The organism is Pollutimonas harenae, assembly GCF_004153685.1.
GTDB lineage: Bacteria > Pseudomonadota > Gammaproteobacteria > Burkholderiales > Burkholderiaceae_B > Pusillimonas_C > Pusillimonas_C harenae.
The window spans coordinates 1,131,370-1,146,819 of record NZ_SDQD01000002.1 but is presented as its reverse complement, the minus strand read 5'-3'; the positions used below and the strand labels follow the sequence as shown (position 1 = coordinate 1,146,819).

General features: G+C 53.6%; 16 protein-coding genes. 10 read left to right on the top strand and 6 right to left on the bottom strand.

Annotation, left to right across the window (positions count from 1 at the left end; translation table 11 throughout):
- Window positions 1-116 precede the first annotated feature (116 nt).
- Entirely contained in the window at window positions 117-563 is a 447-nt protein-coding gene (locus ERD84_RS12225; protein ID WP_167667406.1) for an NUDIX hydrolase, read from the top strand.
- 82 nt (window positions 564-645) lie between these two features.
- On the opposite strand, the gene ERD84_RS12220 is transcribed toward ERD84_RS12225, so the two are convergent.
- From ERD84_RS12220 to ERD84_RS12210, 3 genes are read right to left on the bottom strand one after another with little or no spacing between them, the layout of a single operon-like run.
- Window positions 646-1,353, bottom strand: coding sequence for an SDR family oxidoreductase (locus ERD84_RS12220; protein WP_130039874.1), 708 nt, complete (start codon window positions 1,351-1,353; stop codon window positions 646-648).
- Between the two features lie 55 nt (window positions 1,354-1,408).
- Window positions 1,409-2,392 carry a Bug family tripartite tricarboxylate transporter substrate binding protein gene (locus ERD84_RS12215; RefSeq protein ID WP_130039873.1) on the bottom strand — a complete coding sequence of 328 codons (984 nt, stop codon included), beginning with the start codon at window positions 2,390-2,392 and terminating at the stop codon, window positions 1,409-1,411.
- Between the two features lie 47 nt (window positions 2,393-2,439).
- Window positions 2,440-3,321 (bottom strand): beta-keto acid cleavage family enzyme, encoded by an 882-nt coding sequence (locus tag ERD84_RS12210; RefSeq protein ID WP_371743187.1) that lies wholly within the window; start codon window positions 3,319-3,321, stop codon window positions 2,440-2,442.
- 126 nt (window positions 3,322-3,447) lie between these two features.
- Here ERD84_RS12210 and ERD84_RS12205 point away from each other — a divergent pair, with 126 nt between their 5' ends.
- A complete protein-coding gene (locus tag ERD84_RS12205; protein WP_209019827.1) occupies window positions 3,448-4,242 on the top strand; it encodes an IclR family transcriptional regulator domain-containing protein in 795 nt (264 codons plus the stop codon).
- A 25-nt stretch (window positions 4,243-4,267) separates the two neighbouring features.
- Here the strand turns inward: ERD84_RS12205 and ERD84_RS12200 are convergent, their stop codons facing one another.
- The 3 genes from ERD84_RS12200 to ERD84_RS12190 are packed head-to-tail and all read right to left on the bottom strand — an operon-like array spanning window position 4,268 to window position 6,728.
- Window positions 4,268-5,014: a ParA family protein gene (locus ERD84_RS12200; RefSeq protein WP_130039871.1), complete on the bottom strand. Its 747-nt coding sequence runs from the start codon at window positions 5,012-5,014 to the stop codon at window positions 4,268-4,270.
- A gap of 5 nt (window positions 5,015-5,019) precedes the next feature.
- Complete coding sequence (locus tag ERD84_RS12195) at window positions 5,020-6,543, bottom strand: CHAD domain-containing protein (protein ID WP_130039870.1); 1,524 nt, start codon at window positions 6,541-6,543, stop codon at window positions 5,020-5,022.
- A complete protein-coding gene (locus tag ERD84_RS12190) occupies window positions 6,540-6,728 on the bottom strand; it encodes a hypothetical protein (protein ID WP_130039869.1) in 189 nt (62 codons plus the stop codon). The genes ERD84_RS12195 and ERD84_RS12190 overlap by 4 nt, the downstream gene beginning before the upstream one ends.
- Window positions 6,729-6,916: 188 nt before the next feature.
- Here ERD84_RS12190 and ERD84_RS12185 point away from each other — a divergent pair, with 188 nt between their 5' ends.
- The 8 genes from ERD84_RS12185 to ERD84_RS12150 all read left to right on the top strand — a co-directional run bounded on the left by ERD84_RS12185 (window position 6,917) and on the right by ERD84_RS12150 (window position 15,385).
- Window positions 6,917-7,813, top strand: coding sequence for an HpcH/HpaI aldolase/citrate lyase family protein (locus ERD84_RS12185; protein WP_130039868.1), 897 nt, complete (start codon window positions 6,917-6,919; stop codon window positions 7,811-7,813).
- A gap of 24 nt (window positions 7,814-7,837) precedes the next feature.
- Window positions 7,838-8,995, top strand: a complete 1,158-nt coding sequence (locus tag ERD84_RS12180; protein WP_130039867.1) for a CaiB/BaiF CoA transferase family protein — start codon at window positions 7,838-7,840, stop codon at window positions 8,993-8,995.
- A gap of 80 nt (window positions 8,996-9,075) precedes the next feature.
- A complete protein-coding gene (locus ERD84_RS12175; protein WP_130039866.1) occupies window positions 9,076-10,299 on the top strand; it encodes a CaiB/BaiF CoA transferase family protein in 1,224 nt (407 codons plus the stop codon).
- A 1-nt stretch (window position 10,300) separates the two neighbouring features.
- The gene (locus ERD84_RS12170; protein ID WP_167667404.1) at window positions 10,301-11,425 is read left to right on the top strand and encodes a CaiB/BaiF CoA transferase family protein; all 1,125 of its coding nucleotides are present in this window, start codon (window positions 10,301-10,303) and stop codon (window positions 11,423-11,425) included.
- Window positions 11,422-12,672: an acetyl-CoA hydrolase/transferase family protein gene (locus ERD84_RS12165; RefSeq protein WP_130039864.1), complete on the top strand. Its 1,251-nt coding sequence runs from the start codon at window positions 11,422-11,424 to the stop codon at window positions 12,670-12,672. Before ERD84_RS12170 ends, ERD84_RS12165 begins: the two co-directional genes overlap by 4 nt.
- Window positions 12,673-12,736: 64 nt before the next feature.
- Window positions 12,737-13,498 (top strand): IclR family transcriptional regulator, encoded by a 762-nt coding sequence (locus tag ERD84_RS12160; RefSeq protein WP_218948049.1) that lies wholly within the window; start codon window positions 12,737-12,739, stop codon window positions 13,496-13,498.
- 49 nt (window positions 13,499-13,547) lie between these two features.
- Window positions 13,548-14,099 carry a TRAP transporter small permease gene (locus ERD84_RS12155; protein ID WP_130039863.1) on the top strand — a complete coding sequence of 184 codons (552 nt, stop codon included), beginning with the start codon at window positions 13,548-13,550 and terminating at the stop codon, window positions 14,097-14,099.
- A complete protein-coding gene (locus ERD84_RS12150) occupies window positions 14,099-15,385 on the top strand; it encodes a TRAP transporter large permease (protein ID WP_130039862.1) in 1,287 nt (428 codons plus the stop codon). Before ERD84_RS12155 ends, ERD84_RS12150 begins: the two co-directional genes overlap by 1 nt.
- Window positions 15,386-15,450: the final 65 nt, after the last annotated feature.

Sequence of the window (15,450 nt, the reverse complement as noted above, 5' to 3'; positions counted from 1 at the left end):
ACAACACATTTTTGTCATAAGCTTGACACTCTTTTTTTATATCTTGTCTTGCAACTGATATAAAATTCTTTGCGCAAGCCCGTCATACTGTCATGGGCTTGATCATTTATAGACATATGCCAAAGGAACGTTCAAAACATACTCCGCCCAAGCGCGGAGCCTGGGCAGTCATTTATTGCCCCGCTACCGGCAGGTTTTTGCTTGGCAAGCGTTCCAGTGCCGTTAATAATAGCGGGACCTGGAATCTTTTTGGTGGCCGTGTCGAATGCGACGAAGAGCCATCAAGCGCCTTGCTGCGCGAACTGGCCGAAGAAGCAGGCTGGCGTATCAAGCCGAAGCATTTGAATAAGCTGGGCAGGGTGGCAGGCCTCAAGAAAAGCAAAAGAGTCGGCGACCGCGAACTGTATTACTACCTGCTGAAAGTCGATAAACAGCTTGCACCACGATTGAACCGGGAACATTCGAGCTATGGCTGGTTCAAGCACAAGCGCCTTCCGGGCAAATACAACCTGCCTACCGCTGTGGCCATTGAGCTGGGCTTGCTCAAGAACGTATCGCAGTAAGCAAAAGGTTCAAGCGACAGCAACCTCAAACCTTCAATGTGCAGCGGGTGAGGTGGATCAATAGGCGGTAGGGACGGGAGTATTAAACGGATGCCACACCCACAGTCATGCCGCCGCATACGTATAAAACCTGGCCGGTGGTGAAACCACTGCGTTCATCCATAAGAAATGATGCCGCTTGTGCAATATCATCAGGGGTGCCGACCCGCTTAACTGGGACAGACTTGATGATTCTTTCTGTTCTCGGGTCGCCCGGTGGGTTTGCCTTGTCGAATAATTCTGTGCGGATGGGACCTGGCCCTATGGCGTTAGCAGTGATGCCATGGAGACCCAGCTCTAGTGCCCATACACGGGTCATGCCAAGTAGGCCTGCTTTTGACGCAGAGTAGGCGCTGCGTAGTTCCTTGCCCAGCGCCGCGCGCGAAGACATATTGACGATACGGCCAAATTCGGCTGCTTTCATCCCCGGGAGCAGTGCTTGCATGCACTGCACAGCACAGCGCACGTTAAGAGACCAAGCTAGTTGTAGTTCGTCCAGGGTTTGGTTTTCGGCATGGGCGGGCACCACTATGCCTACATTATTGACCAGCCGCGTAATTGGTCCGTCTTCAAGGGCTTGCTCTAACGCATGCGCTGTTTCTTTGGAATCAGATAGGTCTGCCTGAATTCCGTCTCCGATACGGTCGATGATGACGGGTTGATATCCATCCTGGCGACAGCGCGCGGCGATGGCGGCGCCAATGCCGCTGGCACCGCCGGTGATCAAAACACGTTCTTGACTCACAAACATCCTTGTATGTTATTTGCACCCCCCTACATTCTTTGAATAGAGGGGGTCGGTTTAATTAGATCGGCTGAAAGCCGGAAGACTTGACAACATTCTCCCATTTTTTAAGCTCTGCCTTGATATAGCTTGCAAATTCTTCGGGGCTGTTACTAACAGCTTTTGCGCCTTGTCCGGCCAAGCGTTTTTTTACATCGGGCATATCCAGGATCTTGACTATCTCGGCGTTGAGTTTTGCGACAATATCTGTAGGCGTACCTGCAGGAGCCAGGATGCCGAACCAGGCAGTGGCTTCATAACCTTTGACGCCTTCTTCGGCAATAGTCGGCAGTTCCGGGGCCGCTTCAGAGCGTTCGCCTGTTGTTACGGCAAAAGCCTTTAATTTTCCGGCCTGTACGTGGGGCAATGCTGATGGCATATTGTCGAACATGATGTCGACTTGACCGCCCAGCAGATCAATGACGGCGGGCCCACTGCCTTTGTATGGCACATGCAGCATGTCTACACCAGTCAAGCTTTTGAACATCTCACCCGACAAATGGATAGAGCTGCCGTTGCCTGACGACGCAAAGGTGATTTGACCAGGTTTTTGTTTTGCCAAGGCAATGAGCTCCTGGACGGAATTGGCTTGTAAGGCAGGATTGGCGACCAAGATGTTGGGCACTGCGGCAACGAGCGATATTGGTGCGAAGTCTTTGACCGCATCGAAAGACATTTCTTTGTACACACTTTGATTGATTGCGTGCGTGCCTACAGTGCCAAGCAGCAGGGTATAACCGTCTGGTTTGGCGCGGGCGACCATCGCCGAGCCAATGTTGCCACCTGCTCCTGGGCGGTTATCGACGACCACGGTGGTATCAAGGGAGGCACCAAGCTTTTCAGCAACTGTTCGTGCCAGGAAATCGCTGGTGCCTCCGGCAGAGAAAGGCACAATCATCTGAATAGGCTTGGAAGGGTAGTCAGTTGCTGCAGCACTTGCTGATGAGCCGACGATAGTGCTGGCAAGCAGCAATGCTTTGAAGGGGAGGGTACGGGATATTTTCATGTTGTCTCCGGAATTTGTATTGAATAGAAAAACTGCGGTGCACAGCGTCAGGATGGCAAGCCAAGTATTTTTCGAGCCTGGCTTGCCGAGGCAACATCGCCTCCAATTGACTCGATAATGCAACGCGCCCGCCCAACAAGCTGTGCATTGCTTTCAGCCAGGACACCTTTGGCCATATAGATATTGTCTTCAAAGCCGACCCGCACATGGCCGCCGTAGAGATAAGCCTGAGCGACCATCGGGAACTCGTGCCGGCCTATGCCAAATGCCGACCATGTGGCGCCAGTGGGCAGCATGCTGCGTGCATAGGCCATGGTTTCTGGATTGGCCGCAAAGCCATAGTTGACGCCCAGTACAAAACTGAAGAGTCCCGGACCATCAAGCTCGCCTTCACGTATCAAGTCGCATGCCAATCGCAGATCACCAGAATCAAAGATTTCAAGTTCGGGTTTAACGCCAGCCTGTTTAATGATGCGTGCCATCTTGCGCACGTTGGCCGGCGTGTTGATCACGACTTGTCCGGCTGAATTCATCGTATTCAGATCCAGCGTACATATCTCTGGGCGCAGCTCAGCAATATGTTCTACGCGTAATTCAGGACGCAGTAGTGTTGTTCCAGGGCCGGCGACCTTCGGATCTTCTTCACTGGGCACGAAGCGTCCGCCTGGGCCAGTTGTCAGGTTAATCACCATATCAGGATTGCTCTGGCGAATCCGGTCCATGACTTCCCGGTAATACCCGGTTTCCATGGAAGGCTTGCCCGTTTTGGGATCACGCACATGAATGTGTGCAACCGAAGCACCTTCTTTCGATGCCTCTAGAGCCGAATCCGCAATTTGTTTTGGTGTGACCGGAAGTCCGGGGTGCTGTTCGGGTGTGGTGAGATTGCCGGTAATAGCACAGGTGATGATGACCTTTTCTTGCATGATGCTGTCGTTTGCCTAATTGATCGTGGACAGCTCATCCTACCTATGGGCCAAAGCTCGGTCAATGTCGATTATCGAAATTCTGTGCGATAATCGGACATTATTATTAAGCAAAATAAAGAAAATCAAGTGAATTCAGTTGAGGAAATTGCTGCCCTGGCGGGTGACCCTAACTTCATGATGTCTTTGGCACGCGGCCTTGTCGTAATTCGGGCATTTTCAGCCGAGCGCCCAAACATGACCGTTTCACAGATCAGCCAAAAAACTGGCATACCTCGTGCCGCGGTGCGACGCTGCCTATACACGCTCGATAAAATGGGTTTTGTTGCCAGCGTGGACGGAGGGGCATTTAACTTGCGGCCCAGGGTGCTGCTTTTGGGACACGGCTATTTTGCTTCGTCGTCGCTAAGTCAGGCGGCGGGCCCCATTTTGAATCGTTTAAGCGGTCCCTTGGACGAATCAAGTTCCGTATCGGTTCTTGATGGTGATGAAATACTCTATATTGCCCGCGCACAAACCAAGCGTTTGATGGCCATGCATCTGGATGTGGGTAGCAGACTTCCCGCTATTTATACCTCGATGGGGCGTGTACTAATAGCCTCTTTACCCTACCATGAGCAAGAGCAGTACATGGCCCGCGCTAAGTACATACAGTACACGCCGCATTCGCTCACGGATGCAACTGCCCTTGCACAAGAGCTTGAACAGATTCGAGCGCAAGGTTTTGCTGTCATTGATCAGGAACTTGAGGCGGGTGTCCGGTCTATTGCACTTCCCATCATGGGCCGAGACGGTCGACCCATGTCGGCTATGAGCGTAGGGGTTCACGCCCAGCGAATGTCTATCGATGATATGAAGGAAAAAATCCTGCCGGCGCTTCAAGAGGCGGCGACCGAGCTGACCATACTTAGCAAGACCCTCTAGCCAACCAGAATACGATCCGGGCCGGTCAGTTGATTTTCTTCATGATCTCTTTTGAGAGCTCGTAATACGCCATGCCGGCGGGGCTATTGGGAGCTGTGGCCAGGACCGGCGCCCGGTATACACCCATGCGCTCAATGTCGGAAGCGAACGGAATATGGGTATGCAGGAAACGTTTGCGGAACTTGTCGCCCATGGCTTCCATGGTTTCAATGTGGAGCGTCTTTACTCCCTGAACCATGGAGAAAAAGCCGTGCAATTTCTGGACAGGAAGCTTGCTCTCTTTGAAGAAGGCTAGCAGCTGCTCGAAGGTACGCTCTGAAAGTGTGGTGGGAATCACCGGTACAACAATGGCGTTGGCGGATCGAAAGACATTTTCGGACAAGGTCGAGATGGTGGGCGGGCAGTCGAGCACGATGACGTCGTAGTCTTCTTTGACCGACTTTAACGATTTCTGCAGTCGATTATGGCTATGGTGCATCTGCGAAAGAAAGACATCGAAATCACGGAAGCTCATGTTGGCGGGCAGAATATCCAGATTATCGTAGTCGCTGCCGCGAATGGCATCGGCGAACTTTCCAGCGTCCTTGAAAAACGCAGTGTTCGTCAGTCTTTTGGAAGGTTTTACACGAAAATAAAACCCCGACGCGCCCTGCGGGTCGAGATCACATAAGAGCGTTTTGTGTCCGGATGCAGCCATGGCGTAGGCCAGATTGACGGAAGTGGCCGTTTTGCCGACACCGCCTTTGTTCGAATAGCAGGCAATGATCTTCATGGGGCTCAAGCCTTTCTTTCTTGAAAGAGTTTGCGAAATGTTTGCTGTGTTTCGGGACTATTGAATCGCATGAAGTTCTTCACGATTTTGGCCCGCTCTTTGAGTTGGCGGGTATGTAGCACGGCGATCAGCGCGCCTATGCTTTGAGCGACCTCAAGATGGTCATCACCCTGGTTTTCGCGCAGGGTCGGTAATGCGGCGTGCAGGCTTGCTTGCTGGACTGAATAGTCGTTGAAGCGTCCGAGATTGTCTTGCAGGCCCTTCAGTGATTTGAGCAGGCTCTTGAAATCGGCCGGAGGGAATATTGTTCCGAAAAATTCCATGAGATAGCGTAGTTTCTTGCACTGTATGCGCAAGGCATGAACGTCGGCATCGGGTGTGGTGTCATCAATGCCCGCCGCGATTTTGCATACTTTGCGATAGCGTTTCCAGATGAGCCGGCTGGCATAGTCGTGTGCCGCCAGCGTGGCGTTGGGCCCCTTCGCCAAGGTTTGGGGCTGGACATATAACGCGGCAAGCTTCTTCATTTCCTGCAGGTAGGGCTGGCTGCATAAATAGGATGCCAGTTTGGCTTGCTCGGTCTGTCTCTGGCTGGCCAGCATGCCGTAAAAGGCGCTCAGGCCGTTATGCAGGTTTTTTGGCAGCAAGTCGTAATAGGCCTGTTTTTCGAGCAGGTAGACGTCGAGGTCGCGCAAGCGGCCTGTGGGTGCCATGATGGCCGAGAACCGGGCTTTTAGCTCAGCCGTTTGCGCATCGGTGTAAATGCCCTGGAACAGACTGATTACAGAGCGGATCTTGCGCAGTTGTATGCGATAGTCGTGGAGGAACTCGGTATCGTGATCGGCAATGATGCCATGCTCGTTGGCGCGGGCGATGGGTATATGAGTGCTGATGATCTGGTTTGCGGCATCAAAGGCGCGGGTATCACCAGAAATGGCGATTTCGGGCTTTGCATCGTAGATGGACTGCAAAGGGAACAGCGATTCGTACAAGGTATTGCCGGTGACAAGCATGCCGCCCAGGTCAATGATGCGTTCGCGCAGGGCGTCGAGCGATACGTTGTAGCCCTTGAGCCCCTGCAGCACAGCCAATGCCGTGGCGCGGCCGTTCTCGGCTGTGATGAACAACAAATATGCCCGGCAATGTGTTTTTTCTTCGTCGTCGGTAAGCGTTAGTACAGCATGTTGCCTTTGACCTGTGCCCAGGGGTAATAAACGGCGCAAGGACGACAGGTTTGACAATGCCTGTTTGATAGGGCCCTTGGCCAAACCGGAGACAAAGCAGATTTCGTGGTCGGTCGGCTGTGACAGTGGGCGGCTGCTTTCGCTGAAGAGCTCGAGTGTGTCTTGGGTTTTAAGCAGCAGGCGGCCAGAATGGCGCAGGGGATGATCAAAACAATCGAACGCGGTATAAGGCGCGATATCGCTTTCAAGTGCGAGTAGCGGCTTGAGTTTGCCAACAGGCTGATTGATCAAGTCGCTGATTGACGCGACCGGTAATTGGTAACAGTCAATGGGAGATGTAGTCATCGAGGCTTCTTTAAAGGGGTGTTTATATATTCCTGTACAAGCGTTTCGATGATCTTTTGTACGCTTGTGTCCTCTTGAATAGCGCGAATTTTCAGTGCCTTTAACGTCTTTTTTTCAAGTCGTAGTGAAGTGTTTTTTTTGTCGCTATTGCTTGCTGCCGAGCCGTCTGTTTTGTCTTTAGCCATATTGTTCACTTTCTCGATGACGTCATTGTTTCATGACGTTTTATGCGGGTCAAGATCAGCGATATGTATCTTGCTGATTCCGGATCTCCTTGGTATTCTTTGCATGCTGATAAAAACTTATACACACTTGTGAAACTAAATTACGGTTTTACACCTATAAATAATATAAGGAACGGAGACTTTATTTAATGCGTTCATATCTTTTTGTTCCGGCTGATAGCCAGCGCAAACTGCAAAAATCGCTGGATACTGCTGCGGATGCACTTATTTTTGATCTTGAAGACGCTGTCTCGCTGGCCCGCAAAGAAGAAGGGCGCAAGATTCTGGCCGATTTTCTGGCTCAGGCGCAGCAGTCGGATGGGCCCGCCCCCCAGTTGCTGGTACGGGTCAATGCCCTCACCACCGGCATGACACTGGCGGATCTGGCAGCGGTCATGCCATACAGGCCGGCTGGCATTGTGCTGCCCAAGTGTAGTGGTGCGGCCGATTTGAATTTGCTGGGCTCTTATCTCGATGTTTTCGAGCAATTACATCCGGCCGGTCCCGATGTGCCACCGACCTCAATCATTGCCATCGTCACCGAAACCGCTGATTCCCTGGCGGGGCTGCACGAATACCGGGGCGCCACCTCCCGTCTGGCCGGCATGATGTGGGGTGCCGAGGATTTGTCCGGCGATATTGGTGCGCTGGCCAGCAAACAGGAAGAGGCTCCCGAAGAATGGACGGCGCCCTTTGCGCTGGTTCGTTCCTTGTGTCTGTTTGCAGCAGCGGCGGCTGGCGTAGCGGCTATCGATACCGTGCCTACCGAGATCAATAATCCAGAAGCTTTGCTGCGGGAAACGCGCAAGGCTTATCGTGATGGCTTCTCGGCCAAGGCAGCCATTCATCCTGGACAGGTGCCGGTGATCAATCAAGGTATGACGCCAGACGAGCGAACTGTTCAATGGGCCCGGAATGTGGCGGCTGCCTTCGAGCAAAATACCGAGGTCGGCGTCGCTACCCTAGATGGAAAAATGCTCGATATGCCTCATTTGCGCCTAGCTAAAAAGATTCTTTCCGCGGCAGAAAAAGCAGGGCTTGCCTGATTTCCAATTCACCAGGAGGACGTGATGGCAGGACCGCTGGCAGGAGTAAAAATCATTGATCTGAGCTCGGTGGGCATGGGGCCCTACGCGACGCAGATCCTGGCCGATATGGGTGCGGATGTCATCAAGGTGGAGTCGGAGGCTGGTGATGTGGTTCGGCACGGGGCACCCAGCCTCCACCCGGGCATGGGCGCATTCTATATGCAGGTCAATCGCAATAAACGCAGCATTGTGCTTAATCTGAAAGCACAGGATGACCTGGAGGTGCTCAGAAACTTGCTGCGTGACGCCGACGTATTGGTGTCCAACATCCGCGTTCAGTCCATGCATCGTCTGGGCCTGTCTTACGAAGCTCTGCAAGCGGAGAATCCTCGTCTTATTTATTGCGGTGTCTATGGGTTCTCAGAAGAGGGGCCTTATGCAGGCAGGCCCGCTTTTGACGACATTGTTCAGGCCATGAGCGGAGTGGCAGGTATACAAGGCCACGGTGAGGGCCGTGAGCCTGCTTACGTCAACACCGTAATGGCTGACAAGACTACCGGCCTGACAGCCGTCTACGCCATCAGCATGGCTTTGTACGAACGTGAAAAATCGGGTCTGGGCCAAGCTATAGAAGTGCCGATGTTTGAAACCATGGTGTCCTTCACCTTGCTTGAGCATATGGCGGGTGCGACATTCGCGGGACAAGACATGCCCATGGGTTATGAGCGCGTGCTTTCTCCGTTTCGTAGACCATATCGGACGCAGGATGGCTACATCGGTGTGCTGCCTTACACCACAGAACAATGGCGGCGGTTCTTCGAACTCTCGGGGTATCCGCAGTACGCACAAGAAGAGCGATTCATGGATCCGGCGCAACGTGGCGAAAACATTGGGGAATTGTATGAAGTGCTGGCTTCCATCGTGGCCACACGCAGTACGGCGGAGTGGGTCGAACTACTGCAATCTGCCGATATTCCTACGGCCCCAGTGGCTGCCCTGAAAGACTTGCTCGAGGACGAGCACCTGAAGGCGACGGGTTTCTTCAAGGTGCACGAGCATCCCACCGAAGGGCCGATAAGAATGCCTGGCGTGCCTACCCGCTTTTCGCGTACGCCCGGCAGTATCCGCTGGGCGGCGCCAAGCCTCGATCAGGACGCCGCAGCCATCCGTGCAGAAGCCAGCACGAAGCGCAAGAAATAGTTTCTTGCTGGTAGCGACAAGGTTTGCTATTCTTTACACAACAATGAAAAGATTTATATATATATAAAAAGGAGACTAATGTGAGTGGCCCATTGGAAGGCGTGCGCGTTATTGACATGACGACAGTGTTAATGGGGCCATATGCGTCCCAAATGCTCGGAGACATGGGTGCCGACGTCATCAAGGTCGAGTCTCCGCACGGTGATCTGGTGCGTGATCTGGGGCCTATGCAGCACGATCATATGGGCGCTCTGTACTTGCATATCAATCGAAGCAAGCGTGCCATTACGCTGGACGTCAAGCAGCCAGAAGGGCGTGCAGCCTTGCTGCGCCTGGTCGAAGAGGCTGATGTTCTGCTCTATAACATTCGTCCACAATCCATGGAAAGGCTTGGCTTGAGCTACGAGACAGTTGCCGCCGTCAACCCTAAAATTCTTTATGTAGGTACATTTGGCTTTGGGCAGAACGGCCCCTACGCAGCCAAGCCAGCGTTCGACGATCTTATCCAGGGCGCTATCGGCTTGCCATCGCTGATCAAAATGGCAGGTTCTGACGTTCCCCGGTATGTACCTTCAAATATTGTTGACCGCACCGTGGGCCTATTCGCTGTGTCGTCCTTGTGCGCGGCTCTGTACCATCGCGAAAAAACAGGACGAGGCCAGCGCATCGACATACCCATGTTTGAAACCATGGTCAGCCATTTGCTCAGCGACCATATTTCCGGCGCGACCTTCGACCCTCCGTTGGGGCCGCCCGGATACGCCCGCTTGCTGGCTCCAGAGCGGCGCCCTTACAAAACAAAAGACGGTTTCGTCTGCGCTGTGATCTACAACAACAAGCAATGGGCGGCATTTTACAAAGCCATAGGGCGTCTTGAAGAATTCAGCAACGACGCTCGCTTTGTCAATCTGAATACCCGCAATCGTCACATCAACGACTTGCAGCAGATGCTTGCTCAAATATTTCTTGAGCGTACGACGGGTGAGTGGCTGTCCTTGCTAGAGCAAGCTGATATTCCTTGTATGCCCTTGCATACGCTCGAATCTATTTTCGAAGACCCACATTTGCAGAAGGTGGGTCTGTTTCAGTGGGAAGATCACCCCACTGAAGGCCGCATGCGCAGGGTGGGGGTTCCCAGCAGTTGGTCTGATTCGCAGCCGGCACCAGGGCGTCCGGCGCCAGCGCCGGGCCAGCATACCGCGGAAGTGCTGCGGGAAGTCGGCTATTCCGATGAGCAGATCGACCATTTGCGCGCGCAAGGCATTATTTCTGAGCATCCTGATACCGTCCCGCAAGGACATTAATATGCAAGACATGAAAGCCTGGCGACCCTTAAGCGGCATTAAAGTAGCGGATTTTTCAGTCTTGCTCCCAGGCCCGTTAACCACGGTATTGCTGGCTGATCTGGGGGCTGATGTCGTCAAGATCGAGCCGCCAGGTGGCGATGCTGCTCGCGAACTGCTGCCAGACCTGTTCCGCTCGGTAAATCGGAACAAACGCAGCGTTGTTCTCGATTTGAAAACCGAATCAGGCCGCGAGCACGCTGGGCGCATTGCAGCCTGGGCCGATGTGTTTATCGAGTCTTCCCGGCCTGGTGTGGCGGATCGCCTGGGTATAGGGTTCGAGCAACTGACTGCGATCAATCCGCGCCTGATCTATTGCTCATTGTCCGGCTATGGGCAGGATGGCCCCTGGAGAGACAAGCCGGGGCATGATCTCAATTATCTCGCGGCCAGCGGCGCGCTGGCGTATCCTGGTACTTGGGGTGCGCGTCCCTCTCGGTCCAGTGTCCCCATCGCTGATATCGTTGCTGGCAGCCTGGCGGCCTCCGCCATACTTGCCGCTATGCGCGAGCGCGACCAGACGGGGCAAGCCGCCAGGCTGGACCTGAGCCTGTTCGAATCAGCATTATTTTGCACGGCCTTGCGCCACGGCCTGGATGAAGACGCTGATCCCACTGCCCACCTGTTTCCCGGTAATGATTACTTTGAGACGGGGGATGGCCGCATGGTGTCGCTGGGATTACTGGAAGACCGATTTTGGGAGGCATTCGTCAGCCTGGTTGAAAGGCAGGCGCCTGAGTTGGCAGACGACAAGTTTGCAACGCTGGTGGGGCGACGCCAGCATGGTGATGAACTGACACGACGATTGCGCGCGCTGCTTAAGCTGCGCGGGTCCCAGGAGTGGCGTGGCTTGCTTGAGGGCAGCGAGGTACCTTTTGATATCTGCGTGACACCCGCCGAAGCAGCGCAATCACCTCATATCAAGGCGCGTCGCCGTGTGGCGTCGTGCGATAACGAGCAGTTCGTTCCCTTTCCAGTCACGGTCAATGGGCAAGGGCAGCCGCAGGTCCATAGTGCTGCACCGTCCTTGGGCGACCATACAGACAATTTCCTGCGCGGGCTGAATGCAGTGCCTGACGAACGATGATGCAAGAGTCTATCGACCTGAGCCGGTATATCAGGCCTGGTGACACTATATGGTGGAACCAGGGAACAGCCGAACCTCTGCGCTTGACTGAGTCCCTGGTGCGTCAGCGTGCCGAAATCGGGCCGTGCCGTGCATTCCTGGGAGTGACCAGCTCCACCACGCTGCAAGCGGAGCATGCTGACTTTTTGTCTTTGCTGAGCTATTGCGGTCTCGGCCAGAACCAACGCCTGATGGACGCAGGAATGCTGGACGTCATTCCATGCCATTATTCGCAACTGCCTTTCATGCTGGACAGTGGCGCTTTACCTTGCGATGTCTTGTTTCTGCAGGTAAGTCCGCCAGGACCCGACGGCAAACCCAGTCTGGGCACCGCTCATGATTACCTATTGTGTGCGGCGCGGCGTGCACGCGTAGTTATTGCAGAAATCAACGAACAGATGCCCTGGACCCATGGCAGTCCAGGTGTGGAAGACATACGCTTCGATGCGATCGTGCACAGCAATCGGCCTTTGCTCACGGCCTCGTTGCCAACCATAGGCGATATCGAGCGGCGTATTGCCGCGCATGTCGCCGAGTTCATAAACGATGGCTCCGTCCTTGAAATGGGTATAGGTGCAGTGCCTGACGCGATCATGGGTTTGCTGCAAGACCGGCGAGACCTGGGCATACATTCCGGGATGCTTGGCGATAGCGTTGTCGATCTGATCGAAGCGGGTGCTGTCACCAATGCTCGAAAATCCATCGACCGTGGCGTGACGACAGTGGGGATACTGCTGGGCACGCAACGCTTGTACGAGTTTGCCCGCTCCAATTTCAGTCTGAATTTTCAGCCTAGCACTTATACCCATGCTCATTCGGTGCTGGCTAGTATCAACAACTTCATAGCAATTAACTCAGCCATAGAGGTCGATCTGACAGGTCAAATCAATGCCGAAGTTCTCAACGGACGCTATATCGGTGCTATCGGCGGGCAAACTGATTTCATGCGGGGTGCACAGGCGGCAAAGAATGGGCATTCCATCATTGCCTTGCCTTCGTCCACCCGCGACGGCCGCATCAGCCGCATCGTATCGCGGCTGGCCGATGGGGTGGTTACCACGCCACGCAGCGAGTCGGATATTTTCGTTACGGAGTGGGGGGCTGCGCAGCTCAGGGGTCAGCCGTTGCAAGAACGCATGCGTCGCATGATCGCCATTGCTCATCCTGATCATCGCGAGCAATTGGAGCGTGAAGCATTTGGGTGCTAGGGTTTATCCGAGATAAGTCGGCTATTCATTGACAATAATTTTTCATGTGGTGCAAAATATATTCATGCATACGAAAAAACAATCGGACAGCAGCAATGTGAAAACAGCAGCCCGGACGCTGGATTTATTCGAGGCATTTGCGGCTGCGCAAAAACCTCTGAATCTATCCGAGCTGGCCAATGCCCTGCAAATCCCGGTCTCCAGTTGTTTCGCGCTGGTTCGTACGCTCGAGAATCGAGGCTATGTATATATGCTGGCCGCGAAAAAGGGTATTTACCCAACCAAACGCATTCTTGATGTAGCCAGCAAAATAAGTGCCAGCGATCCGGTGCTTGATCGCGTCGAAGACGAGCTCGCCAAACTACGCGATACCTCGGGCGAGACCATTGTTTTCAGCAAACGTCAGTCCGACCATATCGTATATCTTGATGTCTATGACTCTGCCAACAGCATTCGCTACAACACGCAAGTTGGCGACTTCAAGATGCTGCATGCCAGTTCCGGTGGCAAGGCTTTTTTAGGTGCCATGGATGAGGTTGAACTTGACGAGTTTATTGCCCAACTTGAGCTGACACGTTACACACCCAAGACACTGACTACGCCGAAAGCACTGCTGGCTGATTTGGCTGTATCCAGAAAGCGGGGCTGGTATGCAAATATCAGCGAAAGCGTCAGTGACCTGATCGGCCTGGCTGTCACGGTTTCATTGAGTGGTGAGCTCTATTCCATTTCCATGGCGGGGCCTGTATACAGGATGAAGCCTAATTTGCAGGCACTGGTGGCGGCGCTGCTAAAGACACAACGCGCCATTCAGTCTGCTGACTAAGGCCCATCAATAAAAAAGATAAATAAATATAAAGATATAAGGAGACTTTGTGAGTTCTATAGAAACAGCTGATCGCATACTGACTACATGCGAGCGTGTCCTAAGTAATATCGCCGCGCTCATGATGTTTCTGATCATGATGATTGTCGTCACTGACGTTACCTTGCGGTACTTTTTTAATGCTCCTTTGCCGTGGTCATACGAGCTGATTTCCCTGTACCTGATGGTCGGCCTATTCTTCTTTAGCTTGTCCGATGCACTCAGGGATAACGCTCATGTATCTGTCGACTTGCTGCAGAACTGCATGTCGCCGCGCATGCGCCATGCGGCCGAGATGGTTGGTTATGCCTGCGCGAGCGTGGTTTTTGGAGCCATTGTGTATGTGTCCATACAACGCACCTATATCAGTTATATCGGCGACGATGTGGTGGCAGGCGCTATTGCCTGGCCAACCTGGCTATCGAATATAGCGGTGCCCATAGGCGCCGGCCTGATGCTGTTGCGTATGGTGTTTCGTTTTGTTGGACACCTTCTTTCGCTGTTGAGGAATCGGTCAGTCATTGAGTTGCCGCCTGTTACCGGCGCAGGGGAGGCCAAATAATGCTGACAACCGCTATTGTTATCTTTATGGCCGTATTGCTGGCCATCGGTACACCCGTAGGCTTGGCCATGGCCGCAGCCGGTGCTGCTGGTTTGTATGCAATGGGTGGCACAGGCATGGTGTTGGGCATACTGGAAACCAGTCCGTTTTCGGCAGCCAGCTCCTATGAACTGATTACTATCCCCATGTTTTTGTTGATGGCTGAATTCGTCATCTTGAGCGGTGTTGCTGACAACCTGTTCAAGGCAGCCGCGACATGCGTCGGTCGGGTGCCGGGCGGCCTGGGCATGGCAACGGCCCTGGCTGGTGCCGGGTTTGGTGCCATATCGGGCTCAAGTACTGCCTCGGCGGCTACCTTGTCGGCCACGACCATACCTGCCATGCTCAAGCAGGGTTACGAGCCCAAGATTGCCTGCGGAGTAGTGGCTATTTCAGGTACGCTGGCCATGTTGGTGCCACCTAGTATTGCGCTCGTGTTATACGGAATCATTGCTGACGTCAGCATCGGGCAACTCCTGGTGGCTGGAGTGATTCCGGGCTTATTGGTCACTTTGACCATTATGGCCACGGTGTACTTTCTGATTCAGCTTGATCCGTCGCGGGCTCCCAAGGGACAGGCATACAGCCTTCGCGAAAAGCTGTCGTCGCTGCGTGTTGTGGGCGCGATGTTGTTCTTGTTCATGGCAGTAACAGGCTTGATCTATACCGGTGTCGCGACTCCCACCGAGGCCTCGGGGATAGGCGCGTTCGGTGCGTTTTTGCTGGCTTGCCAGGCGCGTACCGTCAACCTGAAAACACTCAATACGGCGCTGACTCGAGCCGCGCACACCAGCTGCATGATCGTACTGATCATTCTGGGCGCCCATATTTTTGGCTATTTTTTCACGCTCACGCAAAGCACACAAGACATCATCCAATGGGTGTCCGAGCTTGATGTTTCGCGTTGGGTGGTCATGGCCATGATCTTGTTCGGCTATATCGTGCTCGGCTGCGTGATGGACCAAATCGCCATCTTGATTCTGACGGTGCCCATCGTACTCCCGCTCGTTTTATCTCTGGGCTTTGATCCCGTATGGTTCGGCGTCATTGTGATTGTGACCGCAGAGGTGGGCATGGTGACGCCGCCGATAGGGCTGAACGCTTTCGTTGTTGCCCGATACACAGGCCGGCCGTTGTCGGAAATATTTCTGGGTGTCATGCCGCATGTATTCGCGCATCTCATCATCATTGCGCTGTTCGTAGCGTTTCCACAAATCGTTTTATGGCTGCCATCAACCATGAGGTAGTGAATTTTGCTGTAAGTCCAGCACCGCTTTCGGGTTGGATTCTTGAACTTTCGAGGAGACAAAAA

Coding starts and splice junctions, on each gene's coding strand:
- ERD84_RS12225 (WP_167667406.1), top strand. CDS start 117: ATGCCAAAGGAACGTTCAAAACATACTCCGCCCAAGCGCGGAGCCTGG.
- ERD84_RS12220 (WP_130039874.1), bottom strand. CDS start 1,353: ATGTTTGTGAGTCAAGAACGTGTTTTGATCACCGGCGGTGCCAGCGGC.
- ERD84_RS12215 (WP_130039873.1), bottom strand. CDS start 2,392: ATGAAAATATCCCGTACCCTCCCCTTCAAAGCATTGCTGCTTGCCAGC.
- ERD84_RS12200 (WP_130039871.1), bottom strand. CDS start 5,014: ATGAAGATCATTGCCTGCTATTCGAACAAAGGCGGTGTCGGCAAAACG.
- ERD84_RS12195 (WP_130039870.1), bottom strand. CDS start 6,543: ATGACTACATCTCCCATTGACTGTTACCAATTACCGGTCGCGTCAATC.
- ERD84_RS12190 (WP_130039869.1), bottom strand. CDS start 6,728: ATGGCTAAAGACAAAACAGACGGCTCGGCAGCAAGCAATAGCGACAAA.
- ERD84_RS12185 (WP_130039868.1), top strand. CDS start 6,917: ATGCGTTCATATCTTTTTGTTCCGGCTGATAGCCAGCGCAAACTGCAA.
- ERD84_RS12180 (WP_130039867.1), top strand. CDS start 7,838: ATGGCAGGACCGCTGGCAGGAGTAAAAATCATTGATCTGAGCTCGGTG.
- ERD84_RS12170 (WP_167667404.1), top strand. CDS start 10,301: ATGCAAGACATGAAAGCCTGGCGACCCTTAAGCGGCATTAAAGTAGCG.
- ERD84_RS12165 (WP_130039864.1), top strand. CDS start 11,422: ATGATGCAAGAGTCTATCGACCTGAGCCGGTATATCAGGCCTGGTGAC.
- ERD84_RS12160 (WP_218948049.1), top strand. CDS start 12,737: ATGCATACGAAAAAACAATCGGACAGCAGCAATGTGAAAACAGCAGCC.
- ERD84_RS12150 (WP_130039862.1), top strand. CDS start 14,099: ATGCTGACAACCGCTATTGTTATCTTTATGGCCGTATTGCTGGCCATC.